This window comes from Crossiella sp. CA198, assembly GCF_052078295.1.
Taxonomy (GTDB): domain Bacteria; phylum Actinomycetota; class Actinomycetes; order Mycobacteriales; family Pseudonocardiaceae; genus Crossiella.
On sequence record NZ_JBQJIM010000009.1, the window covers coordinates 224,424 to 249,783 of the forward strand.

Below are 25,360 nucleotides of genomic sequence, written 5' to 3' on the forward strand. Positions count from 1 at the left end.
TTTCTCCGAGTGTGCGATCGGCCCTCGACAAGACAGGCGTGATTCCTACGCTCAGTCGCGAGCACCGACACCGAGAGTAGCGGAGGTGGGCGTCCTGAGCAGCCCTGTGCAAGCGGGTATTTCGCATTCCGCGGCGGTTCCGTTTTTCACCCAATCCGCCTCGTTCGAGCAGCTCTGGCCACTGATCAGCGAACGAGTGGGGCAGGTTTTTTCACACGGCAAGTACTCGCATGGCCGCCAGGTCGCCGAACTGGAACAGGCTCTGTGCGCCTATACCGGCGCCCGGTACGCACTCGGGGTGAACAGCGGCACCGACGCGCTGGTGCTGTTGCTGCGGGCCGCCGGGCTGGCGCCGGGCGATGAGGTGCTGGTGCCCGCGTTCACCTTCATCGCCACCGCCTCGGCGGTGGTGCTGGCCGGGGGCAGGCCGGTGTTCACCGACATCGAACCGGCGAGCTACGCGATGGATCCGGCCGCGCTCGCCGCCGCGATCACCCCGCGCTGCCGGTTCGTGCTGCCGGTGCACCTGTTCCACCAGCTCGCGGACCTGGACGAACTCGGCGCGGTGGCGGGCCGGGCCGGGCTGACCATGATCGAGGACAGCGCGGAGGCGATCGGCATGCGCTGGAACGGCAGGCACGCCGGGCTGTTCGGCGCGGGCGGGGTGCTGTCCTTCTTCCCGACCAAGACCCTGGGCGCGCTGGGCGATGCCGGGGCGGTGCTGACCGACGATCCGCTGATCGCCGACCGGGTGGCCGCGTTGCGGCATCACGGGCGGGGCGGGCGCACCCTGGACCATTTCCCTGGCATCGCCAACGAAACCGGGCTGTCCGGGTGCAACAGCAAGATGGACGATCTGCAGGCCGCGGTACTGCTGGCCAAGCTCACCCGGCTCGACGCGGACATAGCCCGACGCGGTGAACTGGCCGCCGCGTATTCGGCGCAGTTGTCCCGTATTTCCGGGATAACCCGGCTACCCACGGTAGTAAAAAGAAATGCGGCCACCACCGGGGCGTACTACGTATACCTGATCGAGGCAGACGACCGGGACGGTGTGGCCAGATACCTGGCCGACCGCGGGATCGAAACCGAGATCTACTACCCCACTCCGCTGCATCTCCAGCCTTGTTTCGCCCACCTGGGGCATCGGCCCGGTGACTTCCCGGTGGCCGAGGCGGCCTGCCGGCGCGCACTGGCCCTGCCGCTGTACCCGGACCTGACCCTGGACCAGGTGGACCGGGTGTGCGCGGTCATCGGCGAGTTCTACTCCGGGAGCGCGTGATGGTGCCCTTCTTCCCCGACGACCTGTTCGCCGCCGACCGCGAGGTGCTCCTGGACCTGCTCTACGAGCTGGGCACCGGGCCGGCGCAGCGGTTCATCCTGGGCGAGCACACCGCCAGGTTCGAGCGGGAACTGCGCGAGCAACTCGGCGCGGCGGACGTGGTGGCCTGTTCCAGTGGCACCTCGGCGCTGACGATGTTGTTGCACGCCATGGACGTCGGCCCTGGCGATGAGGTGATCACACCCGCTTTCGGTTGTGCGCCACTGGCTTCCACCGTGGTCAACCTGGGCGCGCGGCCGGTGTTCGCCGATATCGACCCGGTCACCATGACCATGGACCCCGAGCAGGCCGAGCGACTGATCTCGCCGCGTACCAAGGTGTTGCTGCCCGCGCACATGTTCTCCGCGATGGCCGATATGCCCGCCTTCACCGATCTCGCGGCGCGGCACGGGTTGCGACTGCTGGAGGACTCCGCGGTCGCCCAAGGCGGGGTGCTGGACGGGCGGCCTGCCGGACTGTGGGGTGAGGCGGGGGTGTATTCCTTCGTCCAGGTCAAGACCTTCGGCGGTATCGGCGAGGGCGGGGCCGTGGTGACCAAGGATCCCGGACTGGGCCGGGCGGTGCGGATGTTGCGCAACCACGGCCAGGACGGCCGGACCCGGTTCCGGCACCACCGGATCGGCTACAACAGCCGCTTCGACGAGCTGATGGCGTTGTTCCAGCTGCACCGCCTGCCCGGCCTGCCCGAGCGGCTGGAACGGCGGGCGCACCTCGCCGCCTACTACAACGCCCGGTTCGAACCCCTTGCCGCCCAAGGGATCCGGCCACCGCCGGGTGGTCGCAACGGGCGCTGCTACTACGTGTACTGCCTGCGCGCCACCCGCCGGGACGAGCTGCGAGCGCACCTGGCGCGACAAGGTGTGGGCACCCATGTGTACTACCCCCGGCCGCTGCCGCGTCAGCCCGCTTTCGCTTCCTGGGCAACGGGTTCCTGGCCACAGGCCGAGCTGGCCAGCCGGGAGATCCTGGCATTGCCGATCTACCCGCACCTCACCGACGCCCAGGTCGAGCGGATCGCCGACGCCGTCTGCTCGTTCGTGCCTGCCCCGGCCCCGGCGGGCACCCGATGAAGGAGAGCGCGTGAGCACCGTCGCCCTGCCCGTGGAAGGCAGGCTGCGCACCTACGCGCGGCTGGCCAAACTGGACATCTTCGACTACTACCTCAGCCTGCCACTGGTCCTCACCCTGCTGCCGCTGGGCCTGCTCACCGAACCCAGGATCCTGGTGCTGCTCGGGCTGTTCCTGGCCGGGGAGATCATCCTGATGGCCTCGCTGGTGGCCTTCGACGACCTGACCGGGTTCCGCGACGGCAGCGACGCGATCAACTACGGCCCGGACGCGCCCGCCCGCCGGATGCTGCGGAAACCCTTGGTGGCCGGGACGTTGACCGAGGACCAGGTGCTCCGCTTCGCCTGGGGCGCGTTCCTGCTCGGCGCGCTGTGCTGGGCGGGCGCGGTGTGGCTGGCGCCCGCGCCACCGGTGTGGGCGCTGGTGCTCACCGGAGTGATGCTGGCGCTGTACCCGCAATACTCCTACGGGCTCAAGCTCAGTTACATCGGCTGCCAGGAGTTCTACCTGGCCTTCATCGGCTGGGTGCTGGTGCTGGCCCCGATCGGCCTGGCCGGGGGCGAGCTGACCGGGTTCACCGTGGTGCAGGCACTGCTGTTCGGGTTGGGGCCGCTGCTGTTCGGGGTGTACTCCAACACCAACGACGTGCGCGGGGACCGCACGGTCGGGCGGATCACGGTGGCCACCAGGACCAGCGCGGCGGGCAACCGGCTGTTCGTACTCGCGCTGACCCTGGCCGAGATGGCGCTCATCGTCGGCTCCTCGGCACTGGAGATCGCGCCCTGGTGGTTCGCTTTCGCTTTGGCGCCAACGTTGATCCTGCGCGCGTTGCAGTTCGGGCAGGGCTTCCGGGACGGCGACATCCTGCGGGCCCGCAGGCTCGGCATCCACGTGCACCGGATCACCGTGACGCTGCTGATCGTGATCAACCTGGTGGTGCGGCAATCATGAGCCCGGACCTGGATGTGGCGGTGGTCGGCGCGGGCATCGCCGGACTGACCCTGGCGCACACGTTGCGGCAGGCCGGGCGTTCGGTGCGGGTGTTCGAGGCCGCCGAACACGTGGGCGGGCGGATGGCCACCATGCGCCGGGACGGTTACGCCATCGACACCGGCGCCGAGCAGATCTCCGGCCGCGGCTATGACCAGACCTGGCGACTGCTGCACGAACTGGGCGTGGATCCCGTTGCGGTGCCCAAGGTCTCCGGCGAGATCGGGATGTGGCGGGACGGCCGCGCGCACGCCGGGGTGGCGCATCCGCGCGGGGCGCTCACCGGGGCGGGGCTCTCGCCGCGGGCCCGGCTGGACCTGGTGCGGCTGATGGTCACCGGGGCGAGCCGGGCCGGGACGGCCACGGTGGCCGAGTTCGGCAGGCGGTACCACCCGGACATCGGCGCGTACCTGCTGCAACCGGTCACCGGCGGGTTCTTCGGCTGGCACCAGGACCGGTCGGCGGCGGCCCCGTTCCTGCACCTGCTGCGGATGGTCGGGCCGTCCACCGGGTGGCGCACCTACCGCGACGGCATGGACACCCTGGCCCGGCTGCTGGCCACCCGGCTGGACGTGACCACTGGCTGCGCGGTGCGGGAAGTGTTGGCGGGCAACGGATCCGCGCGCCTGAGCAGCAGCGCGGGCACGTTCACCGCGCGCACGGTCGCACTGTGCCTGCCCGCACCGCAGGCCAGGGCGATCTACCTGAACCCGCCCGCCGCCGAACAGTCCTATGTGGACGCCTGTACCTACACGCCGATGCTCAAGGTGAGCTGCCTGCTGGACCGGCCGCTCGGACCGGAGTGCGCGCGTGAGCTGTACTGCCTGCTGCTGCCCGAGATCGAGGACGGCGTGCTCGGCGGGATCGTGGTCGACCACGCCAAGCACCGCTCGCGCGCACCCCACGGCAAGGGGCTGCTCACCCTGCTCGCCGCACCCAGGGCGATCCCGGATCTCCTTGACGCACCGGAGGATCTGGTCACCGGCATACTGACCACGGCGGCGGAGAAGTACGTGCCCGGCCTGGCCGCGGCCCTGATTTCCGCGCACAGCCACCGGTTCCGGCACGGCCTGCCCGAGGCCACCCCGGCCGCACTGCGGCTGCAACCCGCCTTCCACCGGCGGCCACCCGGTCCGGTGGAGTACGCGGGCGACTGGATCCTGTTGCGCCCCAACAGCGAGGCCGCCGTACAGAGCGCACTGCTGGCCGCGCGGCGGATCCAGGCCTGCACCACACTCAGCCCGCGGAGGGAACCGGCGTGAGACCACACGACATGGGCGTGCTCTTCGACGAGTGCGCCGAACGCGGCAACGGCACCATCGTGCACCTGGACCGGCCGTTCGACCTGGCCCCCGGCACCAGCCACGACCTGCCCGCACTGGCTGGACTGGTGCGCGCCATGGCGGGCTGGCTGGCCGCCGCCGGACTGCGCCGGGGTGAGCGGGTGGCCATCCTCAAGGACAACCACTGGGACTACGACCTCCTTGCCTGCGCGGCGATCCGGCTCGGCGCGGTGCCCGCGCTGCTGTCCGGCCACCTGCCGCCGGAGACGGCCGAGGTGCTGCTCAAACGCCTCGACCCGGCGCTGCTGGTCAGCGCCGGCCGCCATCTCGCCATGGGTGACCTGCCCGCGCTGGCCCGGCGCACGCTCACCCTGGACCACGGACCCGAGGGCGTGCTCACCCTCGACGATGTGCGCGGCCACCAAGCCCCTGGGCCGCAACGGCGCGCCGAGGACGATCCCCTGGTCATCAACCACACCTCGGGCACCACCGGGCTGCCCAAGCTGGTCACCCACTCCACCAGGACGATCATCGGTCGGCTGGCCCGGTTCGAGGCGATCCGCTGGCCGGTGATCGGCACCCGGCGCACCGACACGGTGGCCAGCGCCAGTTCCTTCGCGCACGGCCGCACCTTCTGCTGGACCGCCAGCGTGTTGTGCCTGGCCCCGGCGAAGATCCTCATCCTCAGCGGCGAGCACGACCGGGAGCTGCTCGAACAGCATCCGCCGAGCACCCTGGAGGCACTGCCCTCCTGGTACGTGCGGCACCAGCACCTCACCGCGGACCCGGCCAACCCGTTCCGGCGAGTGCGGCTGTTCGTCAGCACCTACGACGCCATGCATCCGCCCACCGTGCGCGCCTACCTGCACGCCTCCCGCCGCAACCGTCCACTGTGGATGCAGGGCTGGGGCCAGACCGAGACCGGGCCGCTCACCTTCCGCTTCCTCACCCACAAAGCCCTGGCCCGCGGCCACGATCCGGAACCCACCACCAGGAACCTCGGCCACCCGCTGCCGGGACGAACCCGGTTGCGGGTGGTCGATCCCAGCACCTTCGCCCCGCTGCCGCCAGGGCACACCGGGCTGGTACTGGCCCGCACCAAGGCCCGCTGCCTGGACTACGTCGGCGAGCCGGACCGGTTCGCGGCCAAGGACACCGCGGGCTGGTGGAACACCGGCGACCTGGGCAGACAGACCCGCTCCGGCGCGATCCTGTTCCTGGACCGCGAGGTCGACCGCACCCCCGAACTGAGCTGCGTACGCACCGAGGACCTCCTGGAAGAGCGGCTGCCCGAGGTCCTGGAGGCCGTGGTGCTCGGCGTGCGCGGGCAGCCGCCGATCCCGGTGCTGGTCACCGCGGACGGCACCCTGGACCCGATCGCCTGGCAGCGCGCCCTGCGCGACCTGCCGCCACTGGCCGACCCGGTCGCGCTCACCTGGGCGGAGGTCCCACGCACCGGCACCGGCAAGGTCCGCCGTCAACAGCTTCTCGACCGACTGGTCGGTAGGGCTGAGCGACACGGCAGCGGGCGGTGGACATGAGCGCCCCGGTCTTCTCCGACAACCGCAGCGAACACGCCGCTGACCAGCACCGATTCCTCGCCGATGCCTACGACCCGATCACCAGGTCACGGCTGGCCGAGGCCGGGGCAGGCAGCGGCTGGCGGTGCCTTGAGGTCGGCGCGGGCAACGGCAGCATCGCCCGCTGGCTGGCCGGACGGGTCGGCCCGGACGGCTGGGTGCTGGCCACCGACCTGGAACCCCGGCACCTCACCCCACAACGCCGGCTGTCCGTGCTGCGACACGACATCCGGCACGATCCACTGCCGAGTAACGCCTTCGACCTGGTGCACGCCCGCCAGGTGCTGCCGCTGCTGCCCGAACGACTGTCCGTGCTGCACCGGCTGGTCGGCGCGTTGCGGCCCGGCGGGGTGCTGCAACTCGACGATCTCGACCTCGGCTACGGGCCCGCCCTGCTCACCCCGGACCAGCGGGCCGCCGAGCTGTACCAGAAATTCCTGACCGCCAAGGCCGCGGTGATGTCCGCGACCGGCGCCGACGGCGCCTGGGGCAGCCGGGTCGCGACCGCGATGCGGGCCGCCGGACTCGTCGAGATCGACCCGGTGCCGTACCTGAGCCAGTGGCGGCCGGACTCGCCAGGGCTGCGGCTCCAGCTCAACCACACCTACCGATTGCGAGAACCCTTGCTGGCCGCCGGACTGACCGAGCACGACCTCACCGAACTGCGTGCGCTGCTCACCGATCCCGGCTTTCGCGCCGCCTCCTGCGTGTTCTACTCGGTGCAGGGACGGCGGCCGTGAGCCCGGTGCGGCTGGACACCGAGGCCGCCGCCGCGCGCATCCTGGCCTGGCGGCAACTCCAGACCCTGGGCGTGGAGGGCCAGGACGCGGACTGCGTGGTGGACTGGGCCGGTCCGGTGGCCGCGCCGCTGCTGGACGAGACCACCGTGCAGGCCGCCTGCGGGATCGCGCACGTGCACGGCCGCCGCTACGGCAGACCCACCACGCTGGACGTGGACTACGCCACCGTGCTGGCCGGAGTCCTTGCCGCGCAAGGAGTCCTGGCCGTCCTGGTGGCCCGGCACCGCGGCCTGCGGCTACGCAGGGCAGAGACCTCGGTGGCGCAGGCCGCACTGCTGTCGGTGTCGCAATACCTGGCCGCGCGCACCGCCGGGGACGACTGGATCGAACCCCTGCACCCCGGCGGTCCGCCCTTCCTCGCCAGCGACGGGGTGCGGTTCGAGGTGGAGACCTTCGAAGCCGAACGCTGGCACCGGTTCTGGACCGTGCTGGCCGCCGAACCGGAGGCGATCCGGGCAGGCTGGCGGCCGTTCCAGCACCGCTACGCCACCGCCACCTGCCCACTGCCCGAACCCCTGTTCCGGGCCGCGAACCGGGTCTGTTTCGGTGCGGTGCACGCCGCCGCCGACCTCACCGGAGTCAGCGTGCTGCGGCTCAACCCGGCCGGGCACAGCCTGGCCGACCTGCCGCCCTGGCGGATCACGCCGCTGGGTCCCGCGTCCCGACCGAACGGTCGGTTGGCGCGCGAGAATCCCCTGGATGGCCTGGTGGTGATCGAGGCCGGGCGGCGGTTGCAGGGCCCGATGGCCGGGCACCTGCTGCGGCTGCTCGGCGCCAGGGTGATCCGCCTGGAACCCCGTGGCGGCGACCTGTTGCGCGGCATGCCGCCGATGGCCGGGGACACCTCGGCCCGCTTCCGCGCCATCAACGACGGCAAACACGTGGTCGAAGTCGACCTCAAAACCCCCTCCGGCCGGGCCGAACTGCTGGACATGGTCACCGGCGCGGACGTGTTCCTGCACAACTGGGCGCCCGGCAAGGCCGCGCAACTCCGGCTGGACGCCGAAGACCTGGCCAAGGTACGCCCCGGCCTGGTCTACGCCTGGGCCTCGGGCTGGGGCGATCACCTCGGCCCCCGCCCGCCCCTGGGCACCGATTTCATGGTGCAGGCCTACAGCGGACTCGCCGCCGAGGTGCGACCCGCCAGGGAACCCGCGGCACCCTCGCTGATGACCCTCACCGACATCCTCGGCGGACTCGTCAGCGCCCAGGGTGTGCTCGCCGGTCTGCTGGCCCGCTTCCGCGAGGGCCGCGGCCGCCGGGTCGACTCCTCACTGCTCTCCGCCGCCGCCGTGCTGCGCCGGATGCCGCGCACCCCGCGCCGCGAACCACTGTCCACACTGGACGGCTGGCTGGCGATCTCGGCGGATCCCAAGCACAACAACAGGATGGCCAAGGCCTTCGACCTGCCCGACCCACCCGGTTACGCCCACCTCGCGGCGCGCTGCGCCCAGCAGTCCACCAGTCACTGGCTGGACCGGCTGACCTCGGTCGGCGTGCCCGCGGTGCGAGTGTGCACCGACCTGGCCGAACTGCCCCGCGATCCGCGGTTCGGCGCGGTGCTGCGGCAGGACAACGGCTTCGCCACCCCCACCCTGCCCTGGGAGTTCTCGTGAGCTGGACCTCGAACAACGGCATCGTGTTAGGTGATCTGGTGCCGCACGCGCTGCGCAGGCAATGGGTCCGCGAGGGCCACTGCCCCGACCTGGACGTCTACACCGCCTTCCGCAGGCAGGTGCGGGCCCGGCCGTGCCGGATCGCGGTCAGCGACGAACTCGGCAGCCTGGACTACGTCGACCTGGACCGGGAGGTGCGCCGGATCGCCACCGCGTTGCGCGCGGCCGGGCTGGGACAGCGGGACATCATCGGCATCCAGCTGCCCAACGGCCGCCACGCGGTGGCCGCCGAACTCGCGGTGGCCGCGCTCGGCGCGGTGTCCCTGCCCTACCCCTACGGTCGCGGCACCCGGGACTCGGTCAGCCTGCTCGGCCGCTCCCGGGCCGCCGCGCTGATCACCGTGGCCCGCCCCGAACTGCCCGCACTGTGCCGGGTCTTCGTCTTCGGCCCGGCCCCCGAGGGCTGTGTGTCCCTGGATGAGACCCCGGTCCCGCCGGAGCCGTGGACACCCGCGGTGATCGATCCGGACGGGCCAGTGCGCATCCTGGTCACCTCCGGCTCCGAAGCACAACCCAAGATGATCGCCTACTCGCACAACGCCTTCCTCGGCGGCCGGGCCCGCTACGTGCGCTCGCTGCACACCGGCGAGGGCCCGATGCGCAACCTGGTACTGGTGCCGCTGTCCTCCTCCTACGGCTCCCTCGGCGTGCCGGTCACCCTGGCCGCACTCGGCGGAACCCTGATCACCCAACCGAAATTCGACCCGGCCGGGGCCCTCCGGCTGATCACCGAACAACGCCCGACGCACCTTTTCGGCGTGCCCACCATGCTGCGCCGCATGGTCGGCACCCCCCGTCAGTCCACAGAGGACACTTCATCACTGCGAGCAGTGGTGTCCAGTTCGGCCGCGTTCCCGCCCAGCCTGCTGCCGGACTGCCGGAAACGGCTGGCGGACAACGTGATCACGGTGTACGGCTCGGCCGACGGCGTCAACTGCCACACCGCGCGCACCGGCATCACCCCCGCCACCGGCACCGGCCTGCCCGACCCGGCGGTCGCCCAGCTGCAAATCCTCTCCCCCACCGGCAGGCCACTGCCCCGCGGCGAGGAGGGCGAGATCATCGCACTGGGCCCGATGACCCCGCTGTGCTACGTCGCCGATCCCGGTCTGGACGCCACCTACCGACTGGATGGTTGGGTGCGCACCGGCGACCTGGGTCAGCTGGACCGCGACGGCTGCCTGCACGTCTCCGGCAGGCTCAAGCAGATCGTCAACCGCGGCGGCCTCAACATCAGCCCCGCCGAGATCGAAACTCACCTGGGCGCCCACCCGGACATCGCGGACGTCGCCTGCGTGCCGGTGCCCGACCCGGAACTGGGCGAACGACTGGCCGCCTGCCTGGTCCAGCACCCCGGCACCGAAGCACTGACACTGGCGGCGCTAGCGGGATACCTGGAACGGGAACGGGGCCTGGAACGGCGGAAGTTGCCGGAGGTGCTGATGCTGCTGGCGGAGTTGCCGCTGGGGCCGACCGGGAAGGTGTGCAGGCACACGCTGAGCGCACTGGCCGCCGACCGCCCCGCGCCACCACCGCCGCGGCAACCGCAGGGTCAACCCGCGCGCAAGTGAAGTCGGTGGGGCATACCGGGCCCCACCAAATTCGGTTGCCGCACCACCCAGCCCCGGCGCACCCTCCCGGCATGACCGAAACCCTGACGCTGCTGCCCCGACCCGCCGACCGACCGGCCGGTCGGCAGCAGCGCACCCTGCTCCCCTGGAGGCCGATCCACCCCCGGTCATGATCGAGGCGCTGGTCGCCGGACTGCTCGCGGGCTATGGCATCGCCATGCCCGTCGGCGCGGTCGCGACCTACCTCGTCGCCCTCTCCGCCCGCACCAGCCTGCGCATCGGCGCCGCGGCTGCCCTGGGCGTCGCGGCGGCGGACGGTCTCTACGCCTTACTGGCCGTGCTCGGCGGGGCCGCGCTCACCGATCTGCTCCGGCCGATCGCCGAACCACTGCGCTGGGCCTCGGTGCTGATCCTGGTGGGACTGGCGATCCGGACCGCCTACGCCGCGGTGCGCCGGTTCCGGGACGGCCAGGACCCGGCTTCCACGGCGTCACCGCCGAGGCCGGGCCGGGCGTTCCTGTTGTTGCTGGGGATCACGATGCTCAACCCCACCACGGTGGTGTACTTCTCCGCGTTGGTGCTGGCCCGATCCAGCACCGCGGCCACCGGGTGGAGCGCGATCGTGTTCGTACTGGCCGCTTTCCTCGCCTCGGCGAGCTGGCAACTGGTGCTGGCCACCGGCGGCAGTCTGCTGGGCCGGCTGCTCACCGGACCGCGCGGACGGCTGGCGACCGCACTGGCCTCGGCGGCGTTGATCACCGGGCTGGCGATCAGCCTGGCGTTCAGCTGACGCACAGGAGGCGGCACCGCACCTGACGGTGGGGTGCCGCTCCGCGCTGGCTAGGCGTCCTTCATCTTCAGGCCGAGGGACTTGCGGATGGCGCGGTAGTCCAGCTTGTCGTAGCGGTAACCGATGTAGCTCCACGGCAGTCCGTCGGTGATGCTGCGCGCGCTCACCCTGGACAGGTGGTCGCGGGCGCGTTCGCGTTCCCCGGCCAGGTACAGCCCGACGCCGAGCAGGTGGTGCGCCTCGATGTTGCGGTGGTGCGGGCGCAGGCCGGCCAGCCAGGTGTCGCTGATCCGCACCAGTTGCGCGCTGATGTGCGGGCGGCCGAAGTAGTCCAGGGGTTCGGCGTCGGTGCCCATCATGACCTCCAGGTGCGCGGCCACGGTCAGCGCGCCCAAGGGCTCCCCTGGCGGGGCGGAGTCGGCGACCTCGCTGGTGAATTCGAGGACCTCCCGGTGGCTGCCCTGCCACTTCTCGCACAGCACCTGGACCCGGGAGTAGTGCGCGCCATAGTGGTACGGGTCGCGGTCGGTCAGCTCCTGCCAGACCTCGTCCATCTCGTCCCGGCTGACCTGCAGACCCAGTCCGCGCCACTGGAGTTTGTCCCAGGGCACCGGGTCCGCCGGGCGCAGCTCGGCCGCGCGCATCAGCGGATCGTAGGCGCCGCCGAGGATGAACCAGAACTGCTCGAACTGCTCCCGGCTGACCTGGTCGGCGGTCGCCCCGGTGCGCACCTTCCAGGCGTGCTGGATCCGGGTGGCGCCCAGCAGCAGGTGCAGGTCGGCGTCGTCGGGGTTGGCGGCGGCGATCTTGCCCAGCTCGTCCACGTTGCGGACCAGGATCTTGCTGATCTTGCCGATCCGGTCGGCGCGCAACTCGTGGTCGCCCTGGGTGGCCGCGGCCAGCTTCCAGGCGACCTCCAGGTCACCCTTGTAGAGGTCGTGCTCGGCGGCCTTGAAGTCCGGGTCGGGCTGGCCCGCGTCGGTGCTGATGCCGATGTCGCGCAGGACACGCATGATCATCATGAATTTGCTGGGCACGGCGTTTCTCCAGGCACGAGAAGGGGTTCAGTGACGCTTGAGGCGGGCACGCAGGCGGCTCCAGGAGCTGCTCCTGACCTGCCGGGGGATTTCGTGGTCGGCCCGAGGGGGTTTGGGCACCACCACCCCTGGCGGCACGCCGCGGTCGATCAGGTCGGGCAGCGCGGCCCCGTACTTCCACAGGGTGGGCTCGATCCGCAGGTGCAGCCCGTCCCGGCCGATCAGGTGCCGGGCGCCGTCCGGCCAGGCCAGCATCGCGGCGCAGTCGGCGAACCGGATGGTGATGAACTCCGGCCCGCTGATCAGGCTGATCCCGGTCGGCCCGACGCACAGCCGCGGCCGGCCGGTGGTGCCGGGGCCGAACGGGTTCTGCTCACCGGGCTGGGCGGATTCGATGGGCAGCAGGATCTCGCCCTCGACCCGGCCGGTGGAGGTGTGCGGCGCGGCCACGTAGCGGTCGCCCGCTGGGGTGTGGCCCTCGGGGACCATGAGCAGGATGTTGTCCCGCACCGTGATCCCGACGTCCTGGATGTCCTCGGCGCACAGGGATTCCAGCTCGGCCTCCACCGAGGCGATGGTGGGCGGTTCGGCGCCGAACAGTTCGGCGTGCGCGGCACCCACCGGCAGTCCGGCCCGGATCCTGGGGTCCAGCAACGGGGCCCGGCGCAGTTCGATCAGCTCGGCCACCTCGTGTTCCTTGGGCGGCAACTCGGCCAGCCAGTCGATCACTTCGGTGAACCCGCGGACCAGTCGCGAGTGGACAGAGGACAGGCCGTCGGCGAAGGCGGTGATCTCGGCCAGGTACGCGTCCCGCCGGTCATAGGTGGCGGTCTGGCTGTAGCTGATCCCCTCCGCGGTGCGCAGGCTCTGGAACAGCCTGCGCTGCAACAGATCCGCGTAGGCGGTGGCCGCGGTGGAGCGTTCCACCACACTACCCGCGGCCACCCCGTTGAGGCTGGCGTTGAAGTAGGCGGGGGTGCGGCGCAGCGTGCAGGTGGGTTCCGGCGTCGGGATCCGTGGCCCGGCGGGCAGTGGAAGCCGCAGCCCGTCCGGGGGCGGGCCGCCGATGAGCCACAGCGCGGCGTTGCCGGTGGTGAACCAGGCCCGCGCCCAGGCCCGGACCTCTTCCGGACTGTGCTGGCCGACGCCGAATTCGTCGTAGCCGCTCAGGCCATAGGTGGCCGCGCCGTAACGCCAGATGGCCAGTGAGGACTGGATGTCCCGGCTGCGGCCGTCGGCCTCGGTGAGCAGCAGCTGGTTCTCCGCGGCGATCCGGTCCACCGGCGGCTCGGCCAGCGCGGCGCACAGCCGGGCGAAGAAATCGCGCACGTGCCCGGCGTCGCCGTGGGTGAGGAAGGTGGTCAGGGTGGCGTCGACGCTGCCGTTGGACTGATCGTGCCTGGCCCCGGCCTGGTGCAGCGCCAGGTGCTCGACCAGGTGCGTGATCCCGCGCCGGGCGAGTCGCTCATCGGCGTGGCCGACCCGGAACACCAGGCCCGCGGTCAACTCGCCCTCGTGCTCGGACCAGAACACCGGCACACCGTCGATCTCGGTGCGAACCCACTCCACCCCGTGACTCCCCATACGCGCATACCCCGATCGGGGCCGCGCGCACTATACGACGGGGTGACGGGGCCGCGCGAGTGGTTCTCCGCCGGGCGTCCCCGGTTTACGTGACATTCATCAGATCCAGGGCGCTGTGCTGGCGGGCGGCGTCGGCCCGGTCGAACGGCCCTGCCCAGCGCAGGCCGTAGGTGTCCAGGCTGGTCCGGGTCCGCGTGTACGCCGAGTCGGCCTGTCTGCGCAGGTAGGAGCGGTAGGGACGGTCGGGCAGGAGCTGGTTGAGCGCGCCGAGTCCGCGGACGTAGGCGCCCTTGAACGAGGGTCCGTCCGGATCGCAGTCGTTGTTGGGTTCGCAGGGTTCGCGCAGGATGCCGCCGGGGTTGAGCGCGCTGCTGGTGGTGGAGGCGTCGGCCAGGCGGCGGGCGCGGGCCAGCGGCGCGGGGTCGCCGGTGGCGCGGTGCAGTTCGACCAGCGCGTTCAGGATGACGCCCTGGTTGTAGGTCCACGCGGGCTTGCCGTCGTTGCGGCAGGTGGCCATGGTGACGCCGTCGTTGACCAGCCCGGCGCTGTTGATCATTCCGGTGCCCTGGAACCAGGTCCACCCGGCGCGGGCCCGGTCGCGGAAGGCGGTGTCACCCGGGATCCGGTTGTGCAGGGCGGCGTTGAGCTGGATGTAGAGCGAGTTGGTGATCGCGTTCTTCACCCGCCGGTCGGTCTTCCAGTACACCCCGCCACCGCAGCGGCCGTCCCAGTAGGCGTGCATGTGCCCGGCGTCGGCCCGGGCGGTGTTGAGGTAGCGGCGGTCGCCGGTGAGGTCGTAGGCGGCGATCCAGGCCAGGCCCCACCAGCCGGTGTCGTCCAGGAACTCGTTGCGGAACTCCCCGAGCGCGGCGGCTCGGTTGCGGTCGTAGGTGGTGGCGATGACGTGCCGGTAACTGTCCATTCCGGACACCCGGATGTTGTCGATGATCGCGGTGAGCGCGTTGGCCGAGTTCCACCAGCCGCTGGTGTCGAACAGGCCGGTGTCCCGGTTGTAGAACTGCATCAGCGCGGTGGCCGCGGCGGTGCGCCGGTCGTAGGCGTTCCAGGTGGTCCGGGCCCAGGCGGTGCAGGCGATCTCGGGGCGGTCCTTGACTTTCGCGCAGGCCCGCAGCGCGCCTACCGCTCGGTTGGCCCAGTCGTCGACGTTGTACATCAGCGTGCGCCGGCCGCTCCGTCCGGCGGGCACGGCGGTGTTGCCCAGGCGCGGGGTCCAGGTGCGGCCGCCGTCGAAGGAACGGTCCAGCCAGACCTCGTCGCCGGAGGTGGCGGCGTCCAGGGCGGCCCAGCCCATCGCGTCGGTGTCGTTGAAGTGCAAGGAGATCCGGCGGCCGAACAGGGTGACGTCCAGGGCCGCGCGGTCCTGCGGCGCCAGGGCGGGGTCGCGGGCGTCGCAGTGCCGGTTGCACACGGTGGCGGCGGCGTGCGCGGGCGGGGTCATGGTCAGCAGGGTCGCGGCGATCAGGGCAGCGGTCAACGCCGGGCGCAGCATGGTGACCTCCTGGACCGGGCGCTCCGGCAGGGGTGGGTGCGCGGCCGGGTCCAGCTCGAACGTAGGCCGGGTCGCGGCGGGCCGTCAACGGCCGGAATCGGTCAGCCAGGCCAGAATCCGTTCCGTGACAAGACTCGCCGACTTCCCCTCCGGCCCGAAGTGGTCCAGTCCGGGCAGCGGGATCGGCGAGCGGAGCGAACTCCGCCGCGGCCCGTCCGCCGGTGGGCAGCGGCATCGGCGCGGTGACGGCGGCGAAGCCGGGCAACCGGGCCCGCTGGGCGGCGATCTGCTCGTGCTCGGCCAGGTTGGCCGCCGGTGGCGGTCGTGGCCGCCGCCAGGCCGGGCCGCGGCAGGCGATCCGCGGCGCGCCGCCCGAGCCGCGCGGGAAAGCGGCGAACGCGCCGTGGTCGTCGCCCGCGGCCAGCGGTTCCCGGTAGCGCGCCATCCAACCGGGGTGCACGGTGTGCGTGCGGGCTAGGGCGGTGGCCAGCGGCAGGCAGTCCTCGGCGGTGCGCAGCACGCCGCTACCGACCGTTCGGTAGGCGAGCGGTGCGGCGGTCATCCGGCTCACCGAGGGCCGGCCACGCCGAGGCCAGCGCCCGCCGGGGGTCGCGTCCAGCTCGCCGACCAGGGTCAGGGCGAGGAACCGCCGGTAGGACACCCCGTGTTCGGCCTGCGGGATCCGGTCGGCCGCCCACATGCGCGCCTACCGGCCGTTCGGTAGGTACGCGTGCGTGACCGGGTTGGTCAGGCCGGGTAGGTGCGGGTTTCGGTGGCCTTGAGGGCGGCCCAGAGGGTGTCGCCGGGGGTGAGGCGGAGTTCGGCGACGGTGGCGGTGGTGACGTCGGCGAGCACCGGCGGCCGGCCGTGCAGGCGGACCCGGGTGGTGTGGCCGTGCTGCTCGATGCCGTCCACGGTCACCGGCCACACGTTGCGCGGGCTGCCGCTGGGTTTGTCCCGGTGCAGGCCGACCGCGGCGGGCGGGAAGGCCACGTGCACCGCTCCGGTGGCGGGTTCGGCGATGGTGAGGCTGCCACCGGCGTCCAGGGTGACGGTGCCGCCGTCGGCGTGGCCGCGGTGCAGGTTGAGGCCGACCAGGTTGGCCACGTAGTCGGTGCGCGGACGTTGCGCGACCTCCAGGGGCGGGCCTTCCTGGACGATCCGGCCGTGTTCCAGGATGACCAGGCGGTCGGCCAGCACCATGGCGTCCAGGGGGTCGTGGGTGACCAGCAGGGTGTGGCCGGGGTAGTCGCGCAGGTGCCGGCCGAGGTCGGCGCGCACGCGCAGCCGGGTGCCCGCGTCCAGCGCGGCCAGGGGTTCGTCCAGCAGCAGCAGGTCCGGGCTGGTGGCCAGGGCGCGGGCCAGTGCGACCCGCTGGGCCTGGCCCCCGGAGAGCGCGCGCGGGCGGGTGTTCGAGTGTTCGGCCAGGCCCACCCGATCCAGCCAGCTGGCCGCTTCGGCGCGTGCCTCGGTGCGACGGATTCCCCTGGCGCGCAAGCCGAAAGCCACGTTCTCCAGCGCGGAGAGGTGACCGAAGAGCAGGTAGTCCTGGAAAACCACGCCGATCGGGCGGTGTTCGGCCGGGCGGAACATCTTGGGCGGCTGGTCCCAGACCTCCTCCCCGAGCCGGATGTGCCCGTCGGTCAACGGAAGCAGCCCGGCCAGTGTGCGCAACGCGGTGGTCTTGCCCGCGCCGTTGGGGCCGAGCAGGGCGATGACCTCGCCGGGTTCGATGGTGAGCGGGAGGTCGAGGCGGAACTCGCCGCGGGTGAGCCGGAGGTCGGCATGCAGGGTCATGTGGCTCCGTTGATCCACCGGTCGCGCAGCAGGGCGAGCACCGCGACGGAGACCAGCAGCAGCACCAGGCTGAGCACGATGGCCGCCTCGGGTTCGGTCTCCAGGGCGAGGTAGACGGCCAGTGGCATGGTGGTGGTGCGGCCGGGGAAGTTGCCGGCGAAGGTGATGGTGGCGCCGAATTCGCCGAGTGCGCGGGCCCAGCACAGCACCGCGCCCGCGATCACGCCAGGGAAGATCGAGGGCAGGGTGACCCGCCGGAAGGTCAGCCACCGGGACGCGCCCAGCGTGGCCGCGGCCTCTTCCAGCCTGCCGTCTCCGGCACGCAGCGCGCCCTCCACCGAGATGACCAGGAACGGCAGTGCGACAAAGGCTTCGGCGAGCACCACGCCCGCGGTGGTGAACGGCAGTGAGATGCCGAACCACTCGTCCAGGTACTGTCCGAGCACCCCGCGCCGCCCGAGTACCAGCAGCAGCGCGACCCCGCCGACCACCGGCGGCAGCACCAGCGGCACGGTGACCAGGGCCCGGATCAGTCCGCGCCCCGGCAGGTCGCCCCTGGCCAGCAGCCAAGCCAGCGGGATGCCCAGTACCAGGCAGATCAGCGTGGCCAGGGTCGCGCACAGCAGCGAAAGCCGTAGTGCCGCACCGATTTCCGGGCTGAACAGCTGTTCGGGCAGCCGGGCCCAGGGCGCGCGCACGAGCAGCCCGAGCAGCGGCACGAGCAGGAAGGCCAGTCCCAGCAGGGCCGGGACGACCAGCAGCGCCGGGCGGCGGCGGGCGACGCGCCGGGTCACGGACCGTCGAACCCGGCCTCGGCGAGCACCGCCCGGCCCTTGTCCGAACGCACGTAGTCGACGAATGCCTTGGCGCCACTGGCATTGGGCGCCTTGGCCAGGGCAGCCAGGGGGTAGTCGTTGATCGCCTGATCGGCTTCGGCGAAGGTGATCCCGTCCACTTCGGCGCCTGCGGAGCGCACGTCGGTCCGGTAGACCAGCGCCGCGTCCACCTCACCTAGACGCACCTTGGTCAGCACCGCCTTGACGTCCTGTTCAAGAGTGTCCGGCTGCCCGGTGACCTTGGCCGCCTGCAACACTTTCTTCGCCGCCGCCCCGCATGGCACCTGCTCCGCGCACAACGCGATCTTCAGCTCGGCCCGCCCGAAGTCGGCCAGCCCGGCGATCCGGGCCGGGTTTCCCTTGGGCACCGCGATCTGCAACCTGTTGCGGGCGAAGGTCACCGGCGTCTCGGTGACCGTCTTGGTGTCGGTGACCTGCTTCATATTCGCCGGCGCCGCCGAGGCGAACACGTCCGCGGGCGCGCCCTGGTTGAGCTGCTGGGCCAGCGCCGAGGAGGCGCCGAAGTTGAAGGTCACCTTCGCGCCGGGGTTGGCCGCCTCGAAGTCCTTGCCGATCCGGGTGAAGGACTCGGTCAGCGAGGCCGCCGCGAACACGGTCACCGCCCCACCCGCCCCGGCCGGTGGCGGCGCCGGGGTCGATCCGCAGCCCGCGAGGACCAGCAACGCTACTAGGGGAACAACCCGCCGCATTCATGCCTCCGGAATCTCGACAACGACATGGGTGGACTTGATCGAGGCGACCGCGACGCTGCCCACCTCCAGGCCCAGCTCGTCCGCTGCTTCGCGGCTCATCAGCGACACCACCCGGAACGGCCCGGCCTGCAGCTCCACCTGCGCCATCACCCCGTCCTTGACCACCCGGGTGACGATCCCGCGCATCCGGTTCCGCGCCGAGGCCGCCACGGTCGCCCCCGGCTCCGGCGTCTCCGCCAGCCGCCGCGCGAACTCGGCCAGCTCCCGCCCCTCGATCGCCTTACGCCCGTTAGCCCCCACCACCACGGGCAGCCGCCCCTGCTCCACCCACCGGCGCACGGTGTCATCGGAGACCCCCAGCAGCGCGGCGGCCTCGCTGATCCGCAGATTCGGCATGCCGGGGACTCTACCTCCGCGCTTGCGGCGCACGGCGTGACGTGGGTGCTCGTTCGCGGATCAACACCGCACGGTGCCCGCGCCGTGACCCAGGGCGAGGTTTCCGCGCTTGCTGAATCCGGCCCGCCCGAGGGCGCCGATCTCCTACTGTGCCGCGGTGCGCCGAACCCTGCCCGCCCTCGCCCTCCTGCTCACCGCCTGCGCCACTCCCCCGCCGCCACCGGCCCCGGCACCGCCCTCCGCCCTGACCGCCACCTCCACCAGTGCCGCCCCGGCCAGCGCCGTCGCCATCCCCGACCTGCAGGCCCGCTGGTGGACCTGGGCCTCCTCCCGCCCCGAGGCCACCAACCCGGTCGCCGACCGCACCGGCGCGCACTGTGCGCTGGACCAGCCCAGGGACGTCTGGCTGCTCGCCGGTTCCTTCGGCGAGAACCTCAGCCGCCGCTGCACCGTCCCCGCCGACCTGCCACTGGCCGGCCCGGTGGTCAACCTGGTCGCCGACAAGGCCGGCTGCACCCGGTTCCTGGCGGCGGCCAGTGGCCAGTTGCTGCTCAACGGCGAACGCCAGGAGATCGAGCGGATCGAACCCACCGAGATCACCTTCCGCTCGGTCGCCGGGAACCCGGTCACCCAGCGGCCGGGCCGGACCCGGACCCACGGCTGCGGGCTGTGGTTCACCCTGCCCAGGCTCAAGCCCGGCAGGCACAGCCTGGTGATCACGGGGCGCAGCGCGGATTTCGCGCTGGAGGTCACCTACGACCTGACGGTCTCCGCCCGAACCTGAGCCAGGCTCGCCGGCGAGTTGGGCCAACCGGTACGCCAGTTTGGCCCAAGCGGGCGTACCAGTTGGCCCAAGTGGTACGCCCATTCGGCCAACACGCCGCCCATAACGGCCAACTCACCGTACGACAACGGCCAACACGGTGCGGGTGGGTGCTTCGGCTGCTTGTTCAGGGGCGGGGGATGTTGCGTAGGTTGCTGCGGGCCAGGTCGATCATCTTGCCCACGCCGCCATTCAGCACCGTCTTGCCCGCCGCCAGGGCGAAGCCGCGGACCATCTCGCCGGTAATCTTCGGTGGCAGGGACAGCGCGTTGGGGTCGGTGACGAGTTCGACCAGGGCCGGGCCGGGGTGGGTGAAGGCCTCTCGCAACGCGGTCTCGACCTCGGCGGGCTTCTCCGCGCGGATCGCGTGGATGCCGGCGGCCCTGGCGATCGCGGCGAAGTTGACCTGGCGGTGGTCGGTGCCGTGGTCGGGCAGGCCGTCGACCAGCATTTCCAGTTTGACCATGCCCAGGCTGGCGTTGTTGAACACCACCACCTTCACCGGGATGTCCGCGCCGGAGAGGGTGAGCAGGTCACCGAGCAGCATGGACAGGCCGCCGTCGCCGGAGAGGGCGACGACCTGGCGGTCGGGGTAGGCGAGTTGGGCGCCGATGGCCTGGGGCAGGGCGTTGGCCATGCTGCCGTGGCGGAAGGAGCCGATCATGCGGCGGCGGCCGTTGGGGGTGAGGTAGCGGGCGGCCCAGACGTTGTTCATGCCGGTGTCGATGGTGAAGACGGTGTCGGCGGCGGCGACCTCGTCCAGCACCGCGGCCGCGTACTCCGGATGGATGGGGGTGCGTTCGGCGATGTCCTTGGTATAGGCGTCGACGACCTTCTCCAGGCGGTCGGCGTGCTTGCGCAGCATCTTGTCCAGGTAGGACCGGTCGGTGCGCTGCTTCACCTTGGGCAGCAGGGCCCGCAGGGTTTCCTTGACGCTGCCGTGCACGGCCAGTTCGAGGGGGGTGCGGCGGCCCAGGCGGGTGAGGTCGTGGTCGACCTGGATCGTGCGGGCCTGGGGCAGGAAGTTGTCATAGGGGAAATCGGTGCCCAGCAGGATGACCCGGTCCGCCTGGTGCATGGCCTCGAAGCAGGCGCCGTAACCGAGCAGGCCGCTCATGCCGACGTCGTAGGGGTTGTCGAACTGGATCCACTCCTTGCCGCCGAAGGAGTGGCCGACCGGCGCGCCGAGCCTGCCCGCCAGTTCCATCACCTCGGCGTGCGCGCCGCGGGCGCCCGCGCCGACGAACAGCATGACCTTCTCCGCGCTGTCAAGAAGTTCCGCCAGTTCGCCTACCGTCCGGTCGGTAGGGACCACGGGTGAGGGACGGACCGTGGTCACCGGCGGGGTGGGCGCGGTGGCCTTGCGGTCGGCCAGGTCGCCAGGGATGGTCAGCACCGACACGCCGCCGCGGCCCAGCGCGGTCTGCATGGCGATGCGCAGCAGGCGGGGCAGCTGTTCGGGCTGGGAGACGAGTTCGCTGTAGTGGCTGCACTCGGCGAAGAGCTGCTCCGGGTGGGTCTCCTGGAAGAAGCCGGTGCCGATCTGCGCGGCCGGGATGTGCGAGGCGATGGCCAGCACCGGCGCGCCACTGCGGTGCGCGTCGAACAGGCCGTTGATCAGGTGCAGGTTACCGGGACCGCTGCTGCCCGCGCAGACCGCCAACCGACCGGTCAGTTGGGCTTCGGCCGAGGCGGCGAAGGCGGCGGTCTCCTCGTGCCGCACGTGCACCCACTCGATGCCCTCGGTGCGGCGGACCGCGTCCACGATCGGGTTCAGGCTGTCCCCGACGATGCCGTAGATCCGCTGGACCCCGGCCTCGCGCAGCAGGTGCACGAGCTGCTCGGCCACATTCGTCATGTTGTCCTCCTCCGGCTGCTACCGCCCAGCCTGCGCCGGGCTAACCCATGCGTCCAATGCCGAGTTTCCGGCCCATCGATACCCTTGACACATGGATCTGCGGACCTTGGCCTGGTTCCGGGAGGTCGCCGAGGGCGCCACGGTCACCGAGACCGCGCGCCGCGCGCACCTGACCCAGCCCGCGCTGTCCCGGGCGCTGGCCAGACTGGACGTGGAAACCGGCGCCGCGCTGTTCCAGCGGGTGGGCAAGACCCTGGTGCCCACCCCGGCCGGACACCTGTTCCGGACCTGCGTGACCGAGGTGCTGGACCGCTACGCCCAGGGCCTGCGCGCGGTGGCCGAACTGACCGACCCAGGACGGGGCACGGTGCCGCTGACCTTCCTGCACACCCTGGGCACCTGGCTGGTGCCGCCGCTGCTGAGCCGGTTCCGCGCCGGGTTCCCGGACATCGCCTTCGAGCTGACCCAGCACGGCGAAGCGGGTCTGGCCGCCGCGCTGCTCTCCGGCACCGCCGACCTGGCCGTCACCAGCGACGATCCCGGCCACCCGCAGCTGCGCTGGCAGCATCTGCTGACCGAACCGCTGTTCCTGGCCGTGCCGCCGCGGCACCGGCTGGCGCGCCGGTCCCGGGTCCGGCTGGCCGACCTCGCCGAGGAACCGTTCATCCTGCTCCGCCCGGGTTACGCGTTGCGCGCCACCACCGAGGACCGCTGCCACCAGGCCGGTTTCACCCCGCGGGTGGGCTTCGAGGGCGAGGAGGTGGAGACCCTGCGCGGACTGGTCGCCGCCGGACTCGGCGTCGCGCTGCTGCCGCTGCCCGGCGGCGAACCGGCCACCCCGCACCTGCGGCTCACCGACGTGCCCGCCACCAGGGACATCGGGCTGATGTGGCTGGCCGAACGGGAACTGCCGCCCGCCTCCGCGGAGTTCCGGGAGCACGTGCTCGACACCGTCGCCGATGGTCTGGACCTCCCCTGGCAACGGGGCAAACCAGCGAGGTAGGGTCCGCGTCCATGGACGCGACCCCCCTGCCCGATCCCGCGGACTGGCAACGAATCGCCCGTCCGGATCGCCGCCTGTCCATCGCACTGGCCGCACTGTATGAGTATTACCCGACCCTGGACGGTCCGCCCGGCGCCGAGCACGAGTCCTATGTGGATGGTGCGGTGGCCAGGCTCGCCCCGCCGTTCCAGGCCGACGCCGCCCGCGCCGAGGTCCTCGCCGGGGCGATCCGGCACGCGATCTCCTTCCCGACCTGGCAGTCCCTGGTCCGGACCAGCGGCCTGGTCCCCCTGGACGCGGTGCGGCTGATGGTGGCCATGGTCAAGACCGCCGCGAACGGTCCCGGCGACCGCGGCTGAGAAAAATCTTGGCCGGATTTCCGCCGTGGTGTCGATCCGGGGCTCCGGGGTTCGTGTAGAGAGCGAACCAAGGAGGAGAAAACAATGGCCCAGTACCTGCTCAGCATCTACCAGCCGGACGGCCCCACCCCGCCGCCGGAGTTCCTCGACCCGATCATGAAGAAGCTGGACGCGGTCAACGCGGACCTGATCGCCTCGGGCGCGCGGGTCTTCGCCGCCGGACTGTTCCCGCCCAGCACCGCCACCGTGATCAGGGCCAGGGACGAAGAGGTGCTGATGACCGACGGCCCGTTCACCGAGGGCAAGGAGCACATCGGCGGCTTCACCGTGATCCAGGTCGAGGACCTGGACGCGGCCCTGGGCTGGGGCACCCGGCTGGCCGAGGCGCTCGGCCTGCCCATCGAAGTGCGGCCCATGTACGAGTGATGGACGTCGAAGCGGTCTTCCGCGCCGAATACGGGCGCGCGGTGGCAGTGCTGGTCCGCCTGCTCGGCGATATCGATCTCGCCGAGGAGGCGGTCCAGGACGCCTTCGTCACCGCACTGCGCCGCTGGCCAGCCGACGGCCTGCCGCCCAGTCCGGCGGGCTGGATCATCACCACCGCCCGCAACCGGGCGATCGACCGGCACCGGCGCGAGTCCGGCCGGGAAAGCCGGGAAGCCGAAGCGCTGCGGGCGCACAGTCCCGAGGATCCGGTGGAGGTGGGTGCGGTGCGCGACGACCAGCTGCGGCTGATCTTCACCTGCTGCCACCCGGCGCTGGCCCCCTCGGCCAGGGTCGCGCTGACCCTGCGCCTGCTCGGCGGACTGTCCACTGTGGAGATAGCAAGGGCCTTCCTGGTGCCGGAATCCACCATGGCGCAACGCCTGGTGCGAGCCAAGGGCAAGATCCGGGACGCCCGCATCCCGTACCGGGTGCCGAGGGAGGCGGATCTGCCGGACCGGCTGCGCTCGGTGCTGGCCGTGCTGTACCTGGTCTATTCCGAGGGCCACACCGCCACCGCTGGCGACCGCCTGGACCGGCCCGATCTTGGCACGGAGGCGATCCGGCTGGCCAGGGTGCTGGCCGAGCTGATGCCGGATGAGCCCGAGGTCTGGGGCCTGCTCGCGCTGATGCTGCTGGTGGAGTCCAGGCGGGCGGCCCGCACCGGCCAGGACGGCGAACTGATCCCACTGTCCGATCAGGACCGTTCGCGCTGGAATCCCAGCTATATCCAGGAAGGCCAGGCGATCGTCGAGGCGTGCATCCGCCGGGGGCTGCCGGGTCCGTACCAGATCCAGGCCGCGATCAACGCCGTGCACGCCGACCCGCCACCCACCGACTGGACCGCCATCGTCACCCTCTACGACCAGCTGCTCAGCCTCACCCCCACCCCGATCGTCGCACTCAACCGGGCGGTCGCCCTCGCCGAGGTCGACGGCCCGGCCGCCGCGCTGGCCCTGATCGAAGACCTGGAACTGCCCGGCTACCACCTGCTGCCCGCCATCCGCGCCGACCTGCTGCACCGCCTGGGCCGCACCGCCGACGCGATCGCCGCCTACGAGGAGGCGATCAGCCTCGCGGGCAACGCCACCGAACGAGACTTCCTGCGCCGCCGCCGCAACCGGCACGCACCGGAGGCATAGCCCGCACGAGACAACCGGCATCGACGACGGCGGCCGTCTGGCTCAATCGGCCTCTACCGGCAACCCCGTCGGCGGCTGGGCCGATCGCACCCGGCTTCGCATACTCGGGTGATGAACGCCTGGGAGCTGCGCGTGCGGGCCGGCGGCCACGGTGAGGCAGGCCCGCTGGTGGTCGCGATGACCGGACTGGCCGCGCTGGTCGGGTTGCTGGCCGCGCTGGCGGTGGTCGGGTACGCGGCGATGAACCAGGACCCCGCGCCCTGGGCGTCGGACTCGATGCTCGTGGTGGTGCCCATCGCCATCGCCGCGGTGCTCATCCCGTTCGCGCTGTTCCTGCTGCGCCACCGGGACGTCTCCGCGCACACCGTGCGGATCACCGCGGACCGGGTCGAGACGGTCAGCCGGTCGGGCGCGGACAGCCGGCCGCTGACCGCACTGCGCGCGGTGACCGTGCAGCACACCTTCGTCAGTCACCTGCCGCGCTGGACCCAGCTGATCCTGCACTTCGAAACCTGCAACGTGCGTTCCCGGCAGTTCCCCTACCGCGCCGGCCTGGCCGCCGAACTCACCGCGGTGCTCGCGGAAGGCCAGGTCGCGGTGACTGAAGCCGTCAGTGAGACCAATCTTGGTTGAGCCACCCGCTGTCATCCGGTCGAACGACCATATCGTCCACAATGGACAGTCAGCGGATTTGGCAAATTTGCTGCCAGGGCAAGCTG

24 protein-coding genes are annotated in these 25,360 nt (G+C 71.6%); 16 read left to right on the forward strand and 8 right to left on the reverse strand.

The window, feature by feature from the left end; translation table 11 throughout:
- Positions 1 to 196: 196 nt before the first annotated feature.
- The 9 genes from ACTOWY_RS17365 to ACTOWY_RS17405 all read left to right on the forward strand — a co-directional run bounded on the left by ACTOWY_RS17365 (position 197) and on the right by ACTOWY_RS17405 (position 11,100).
- Positions 197 to 1,282, forward strand: a complete 1,086-nt coding sequence (locus ACTOWY_RS17365; RefSeq protein WP_441310661.1) for a DegT/DnrJ/EryC1/StrS family aminotransferase — start codon at positions 197 to 199, stop codon at positions 1,280 to 1,282.
- A complete protein-coding gene (locus ACTOWY_RS17370; protein ID WP_441310662.1) occupies positions 1,282 to 2,412 on the forward strand; it encodes a DegT/DnrJ/EryC1/StrS family aminotransferase in 1,131 nt (376 codons plus the stop codon). The genes ACTOWY_RS17365 and ACTOWY_RS17370 overlap by 1 nt, the downstream gene beginning before the upstream one ends.
- A 10-nt stretch (positions 2,413 to 2,422) precedes the next feature.
- Positions 2,423 to 3,361, forward strand: coding sequence for a UbiA family prenyltransferase (locus ACTOWY_RS17375; protein ID WP_441310663.1), 939 nt, complete (start codon positions 2,423 to 2,425; stop codon positions 3,359 to 3,361).
- Positions 3,358 to 4,662 (forward strand): protoporphyrinogen/coproporphyrinogen oxidase, encoded by a 1,305-nt coding sequence (locus tag ACTOWY_RS17380; protein ID WP_441310664.1) that lies wholly within the window; start codon positions 3,358 to 3,360, stop codon positions 4,660 to 4,662. The genes ACTOWY_RS17375 and ACTOWY_RS17380 overlap by 4 nt, the downstream gene beginning before the upstream one ends.
- Positions 4,659 to 6,224: a class I adenylate-forming enzyme family protein gene (locus ACTOWY_RS17385; RefSeq protein WP_441310665.1), complete on the forward strand. Its 1,566-nt coding sequence runs from the start codon at positions 4,659 to 4,661 to the stop codon at positions 6,222 to 6,224. Before ACTOWY_RS17380 ends, ACTOWY_RS17385 begins: the two co-directional genes overlap by 4 nt.
- Complete coding sequence (locus tag ACTOWY_RS17390) at positions 6,221 to 7,003, forward strand: class I SAM-dependent methyltransferase (RefSeq protein ID WP_441310666.1); 783 nt, start codon at positions 6,221 to 6,223, stop codon at positions 7,001 to 7,003. Before ACTOWY_RS17385 ends, ACTOWY_RS17390 begins: the two co-directional genes overlap by 4 nt.
- On the forward strand, positions 7,000 to 8,679 hold the full coding sequence (locus tag ACTOWY_RS17395; protein WP_441310667.1) for a CoA transferase: 1,680 nt from the start codon (positions 7,000 to 7,002) through the stop codon (positions 8,677 to 8,679). The genes ACTOWY_RS17390 and ACTOWY_RS17395 overlap by 4 nt, the downstream gene beginning before the upstream one ends.
- A complete protein-coding gene (locus ACTOWY_RS17400) occupies positions 8,676 to 10,310 on the forward strand; it encodes a class I adenylate-forming enzyme family protein (protein WP_441310668.1) in 1,635 nt (544 codons plus the stop codon). The genes ACTOWY_RS17395 and ACTOWY_RS17400 overlap by 4 nt, the downstream gene beginning before the upstream one ends.
- Positions 10,311 to 10,479: 169 nt before the next feature.
- Complete coding sequence (locus tag ACTOWY_RS17405; RefSeq protein ID WP_441310669.1) at positions 10,480 to 11,100, forward strand: LysE family transporter; 621 nt, start codon at positions 10,480 to 10,482, stop codon at positions 11,098 to 11,100.
- A gap of 50 nt (positions 11,101 to 11,150) precedes the next feature.
- Here ACTOWY_RS17405 and ACTOWY_RS17410 read toward each other — a convergent pair whose 3' ends face one another.
- From ACTOWY_RS17410 to ACTOWY_RS17420, 3 genes are all read right to left on the reverse strand, one after another.
- Complete coding sequence (locus ACTOWY_RS17410; protein WP_441310670.1) at positions 11,151 to 12,137, reverse strand: hypothetical protein; 987 nt, start codon at positions 12,135 to 12,137, stop codon at positions 11,151 to 11,153.
- Between the two features lie 27 nt (positions 12,138 to 12,164).
- Positions 12,165 to 13,706, reverse strand: coding sequence for a hypothetical protein (locus ACTOWY_RS17415; RefSeq protein WP_441310671.1), 1,542 nt, complete (start codon positions 13,704 to 13,706; stop codon positions 12,165 to 12,167).
- A gap of 100 nt (positions 13,707 to 13,806) precedes the next feature.
- Positions 13,807 to 15,231 carry a glycoside hydrolase family 76 protein gene (locus ACTOWY_RS17420; protein WP_441310672.1) on the reverse strand — a complete coding sequence of 475 codons (1,425 nt, stop codon included), beginning with the start codon at positions 15,229 to 15,231 and terminating at the stop codon, positions 13,807 to 13,809.
- A 124-nt stretch (positions 15,232 to 15,355) separates the two neighbouring features.
- Here ACTOWY_RS17420 and ACTOWY_RS17425 point away from each other — a divergent pair, with 124 nt between their 5' ends.
- Positions 15,356 to 15,709 (forward strand): hypothetical protein, encoded by a 354-nt coding sequence (locus tag ACTOWY_RS17425; protein WP_441310673.1) that lies wholly within the window; start codon positions 15,356 to 15,358, stop codon positions 15,707 to 15,709.
- A 269-nt stretch (positions 15,710 to 15,978) separates the two neighbouring features.
- On the opposite strand, the gene ACTOWY_RS17430 is transcribed toward ACTOWY_RS17425, so the two are convergent.
- The 4 genes from ACTOWY_RS17430 to ACTOWY_RS17445 are packed head-to-tail and all read right to left on the reverse strand — an operon-like array spanning position 15,979 to position 18,973.
- Positions 15,979 to 17,028 (reverse strand): ABC transporter ATP-binding protein, encoded by a 1,050-nt coding sequence (locus tag ACTOWY_RS17430; RefSeq protein WP_441310674.1) that lies wholly within the window; start codon positions 17,026 to 17,028, stop codon positions 15,979 to 15,981.
- Positions 17,025 to 17,822, reverse strand: coding sequence for a molybdate ABC transporter permease subunit (modB, locus tag ACTOWY_RS17435; protein WP_441310675.1), 798 nt, complete (start codon positions 17,820 to 17,822; stop codon positions 17,025 to 17,027). The genes ACTOWY_RS17430 and modB overlap by 4 nt, the downstream gene beginning before the upstream one ends.
- Positions 17,819 to 18,574: a molybdate ABC transporter substrate-binding protein gene (modA, locus tag ACTOWY_RS17440; RefSeq protein WP_441310676.1), complete on the reverse strand. Its 756-nt coding sequence runs from the start codon at positions 18,572 to 18,574 to the stop codon at positions 17,819 to 17,821. Before modA ends, modB begins: the two co-directional genes overlap by 4 nt.
- The gene (locus ACTOWY_RS17445) at positions 18,575 to 18,973 is read right to left on the reverse strand and encodes a TOBE domain-containing protein (protein ID WP_185006245.1); all 399 of its coding nucleotides are present in this window, start codon (positions 18,971 to 18,973) and stop codon (positions 18,575 to 18,577) included. It abuts the gene before it with no gap.
- Positions 18,974 to 19,130: 157 nt separating this feature from the next.
- Between ACTOWY_RS17445 and ACTOWY_RS17450 the strand changes: the two genes are divergently transcribed.
- Positions 19,131 to 19,757, forward strand: a complete 627-nt coding sequence (locus ACTOWY_RS17450) for a hypothetical protein (protein WP_441310677.1) — start codon at positions 19,131 to 19,133, stop codon at positions 19,755 to 19,757.
- A gap of 166 nt (positions 19,758 to 19,923) precedes the next feature.
- Here ACTOWY_RS17450 and ACTOWY_RS17455 read toward each other — a convergent pair whose 3' ends face one another.
- The gene (locus tag ACTOWY_RS17455; RefSeq protein WP_441310678.1) at positions 19,924 to 21,654 is read right to left on the reverse strand and encodes a pyruvate dehydrogenase; all 1,731 of its coding nucleotides are present in this window, start codon (positions 21,652 to 21,654) and stop codon (positions 19,924 to 19,926) included.
- Between the two features lie 91 nt (positions 21,655 to 21,745).
- Between ACTOWY_RS17455 and ACTOWY_RS17460 the strand changes: the two genes are divergently transcribed.
- The 5 genes from ACTOWY_RS17460 (at position 21,746) to ACTOWY_RS17480 (ending at position 25,274) form a co-directional block, all read left to right on the forward strand.
- A complete protein-coding gene (locus ACTOWY_RS17460; protein ID WP_441310679.1) occupies positions 21,746 to 22,657 on the forward strand; it encodes a LysR family transcriptional regulator in 912 nt (303 codons plus the stop codon).
- An 11-nt stretch (positions 22,658 to 22,668) separates the two neighbouring features.
- Positions 22,669 to 23,016 carry a hypothetical protein gene (locus tag ACTOWY_RS17465; protein WP_441310680.1) on the forward strand — a complete coding sequence of 116 codons (348 nt, stop codon included), beginning with the start codon at positions 22,669 to 22,671 and terminating at the stop codon, positions 23,014 to 23,016.
- An 84-nt stretch (positions 23,017 to 23,100) separates the two neighbouring features.
- A complete protein-coding gene (locus ACTOWY_RS17470; protein WP_247761947.1) occupies positions 23,101 to 23,442 on the forward strand; it encodes a YciI family protein in 342 nt (113 codons plus the stop codon).
- Entirely contained in the window at positions 23,442 to 24,641 is a 1,200-nt protein-coding gene (locus ACTOWY_RS17475) for an RNA polymerase sigma factor (RefSeq protein ID WP_441310681.1), read from the forward strand. Before ACTOWY_RS17470 ends, ACTOWY_RS17475 begins: the two co-directional genes overlap by 1 nt.
- A gap of 111 nt (positions 24,642 to 24,752) precedes the next feature.
- Complete coding sequence (locus ACTOWY_RS17480; RefSeq protein WP_441310682.1) at positions 24,753 to 25,274, forward strand: hypothetical protein; 522 nt, start codon at positions 24,753 to 24,755, stop codon at positions 25,272 to 25,274.
- Positions 25,275 to 25,360 lie beyond the last annotated feature (86 nt).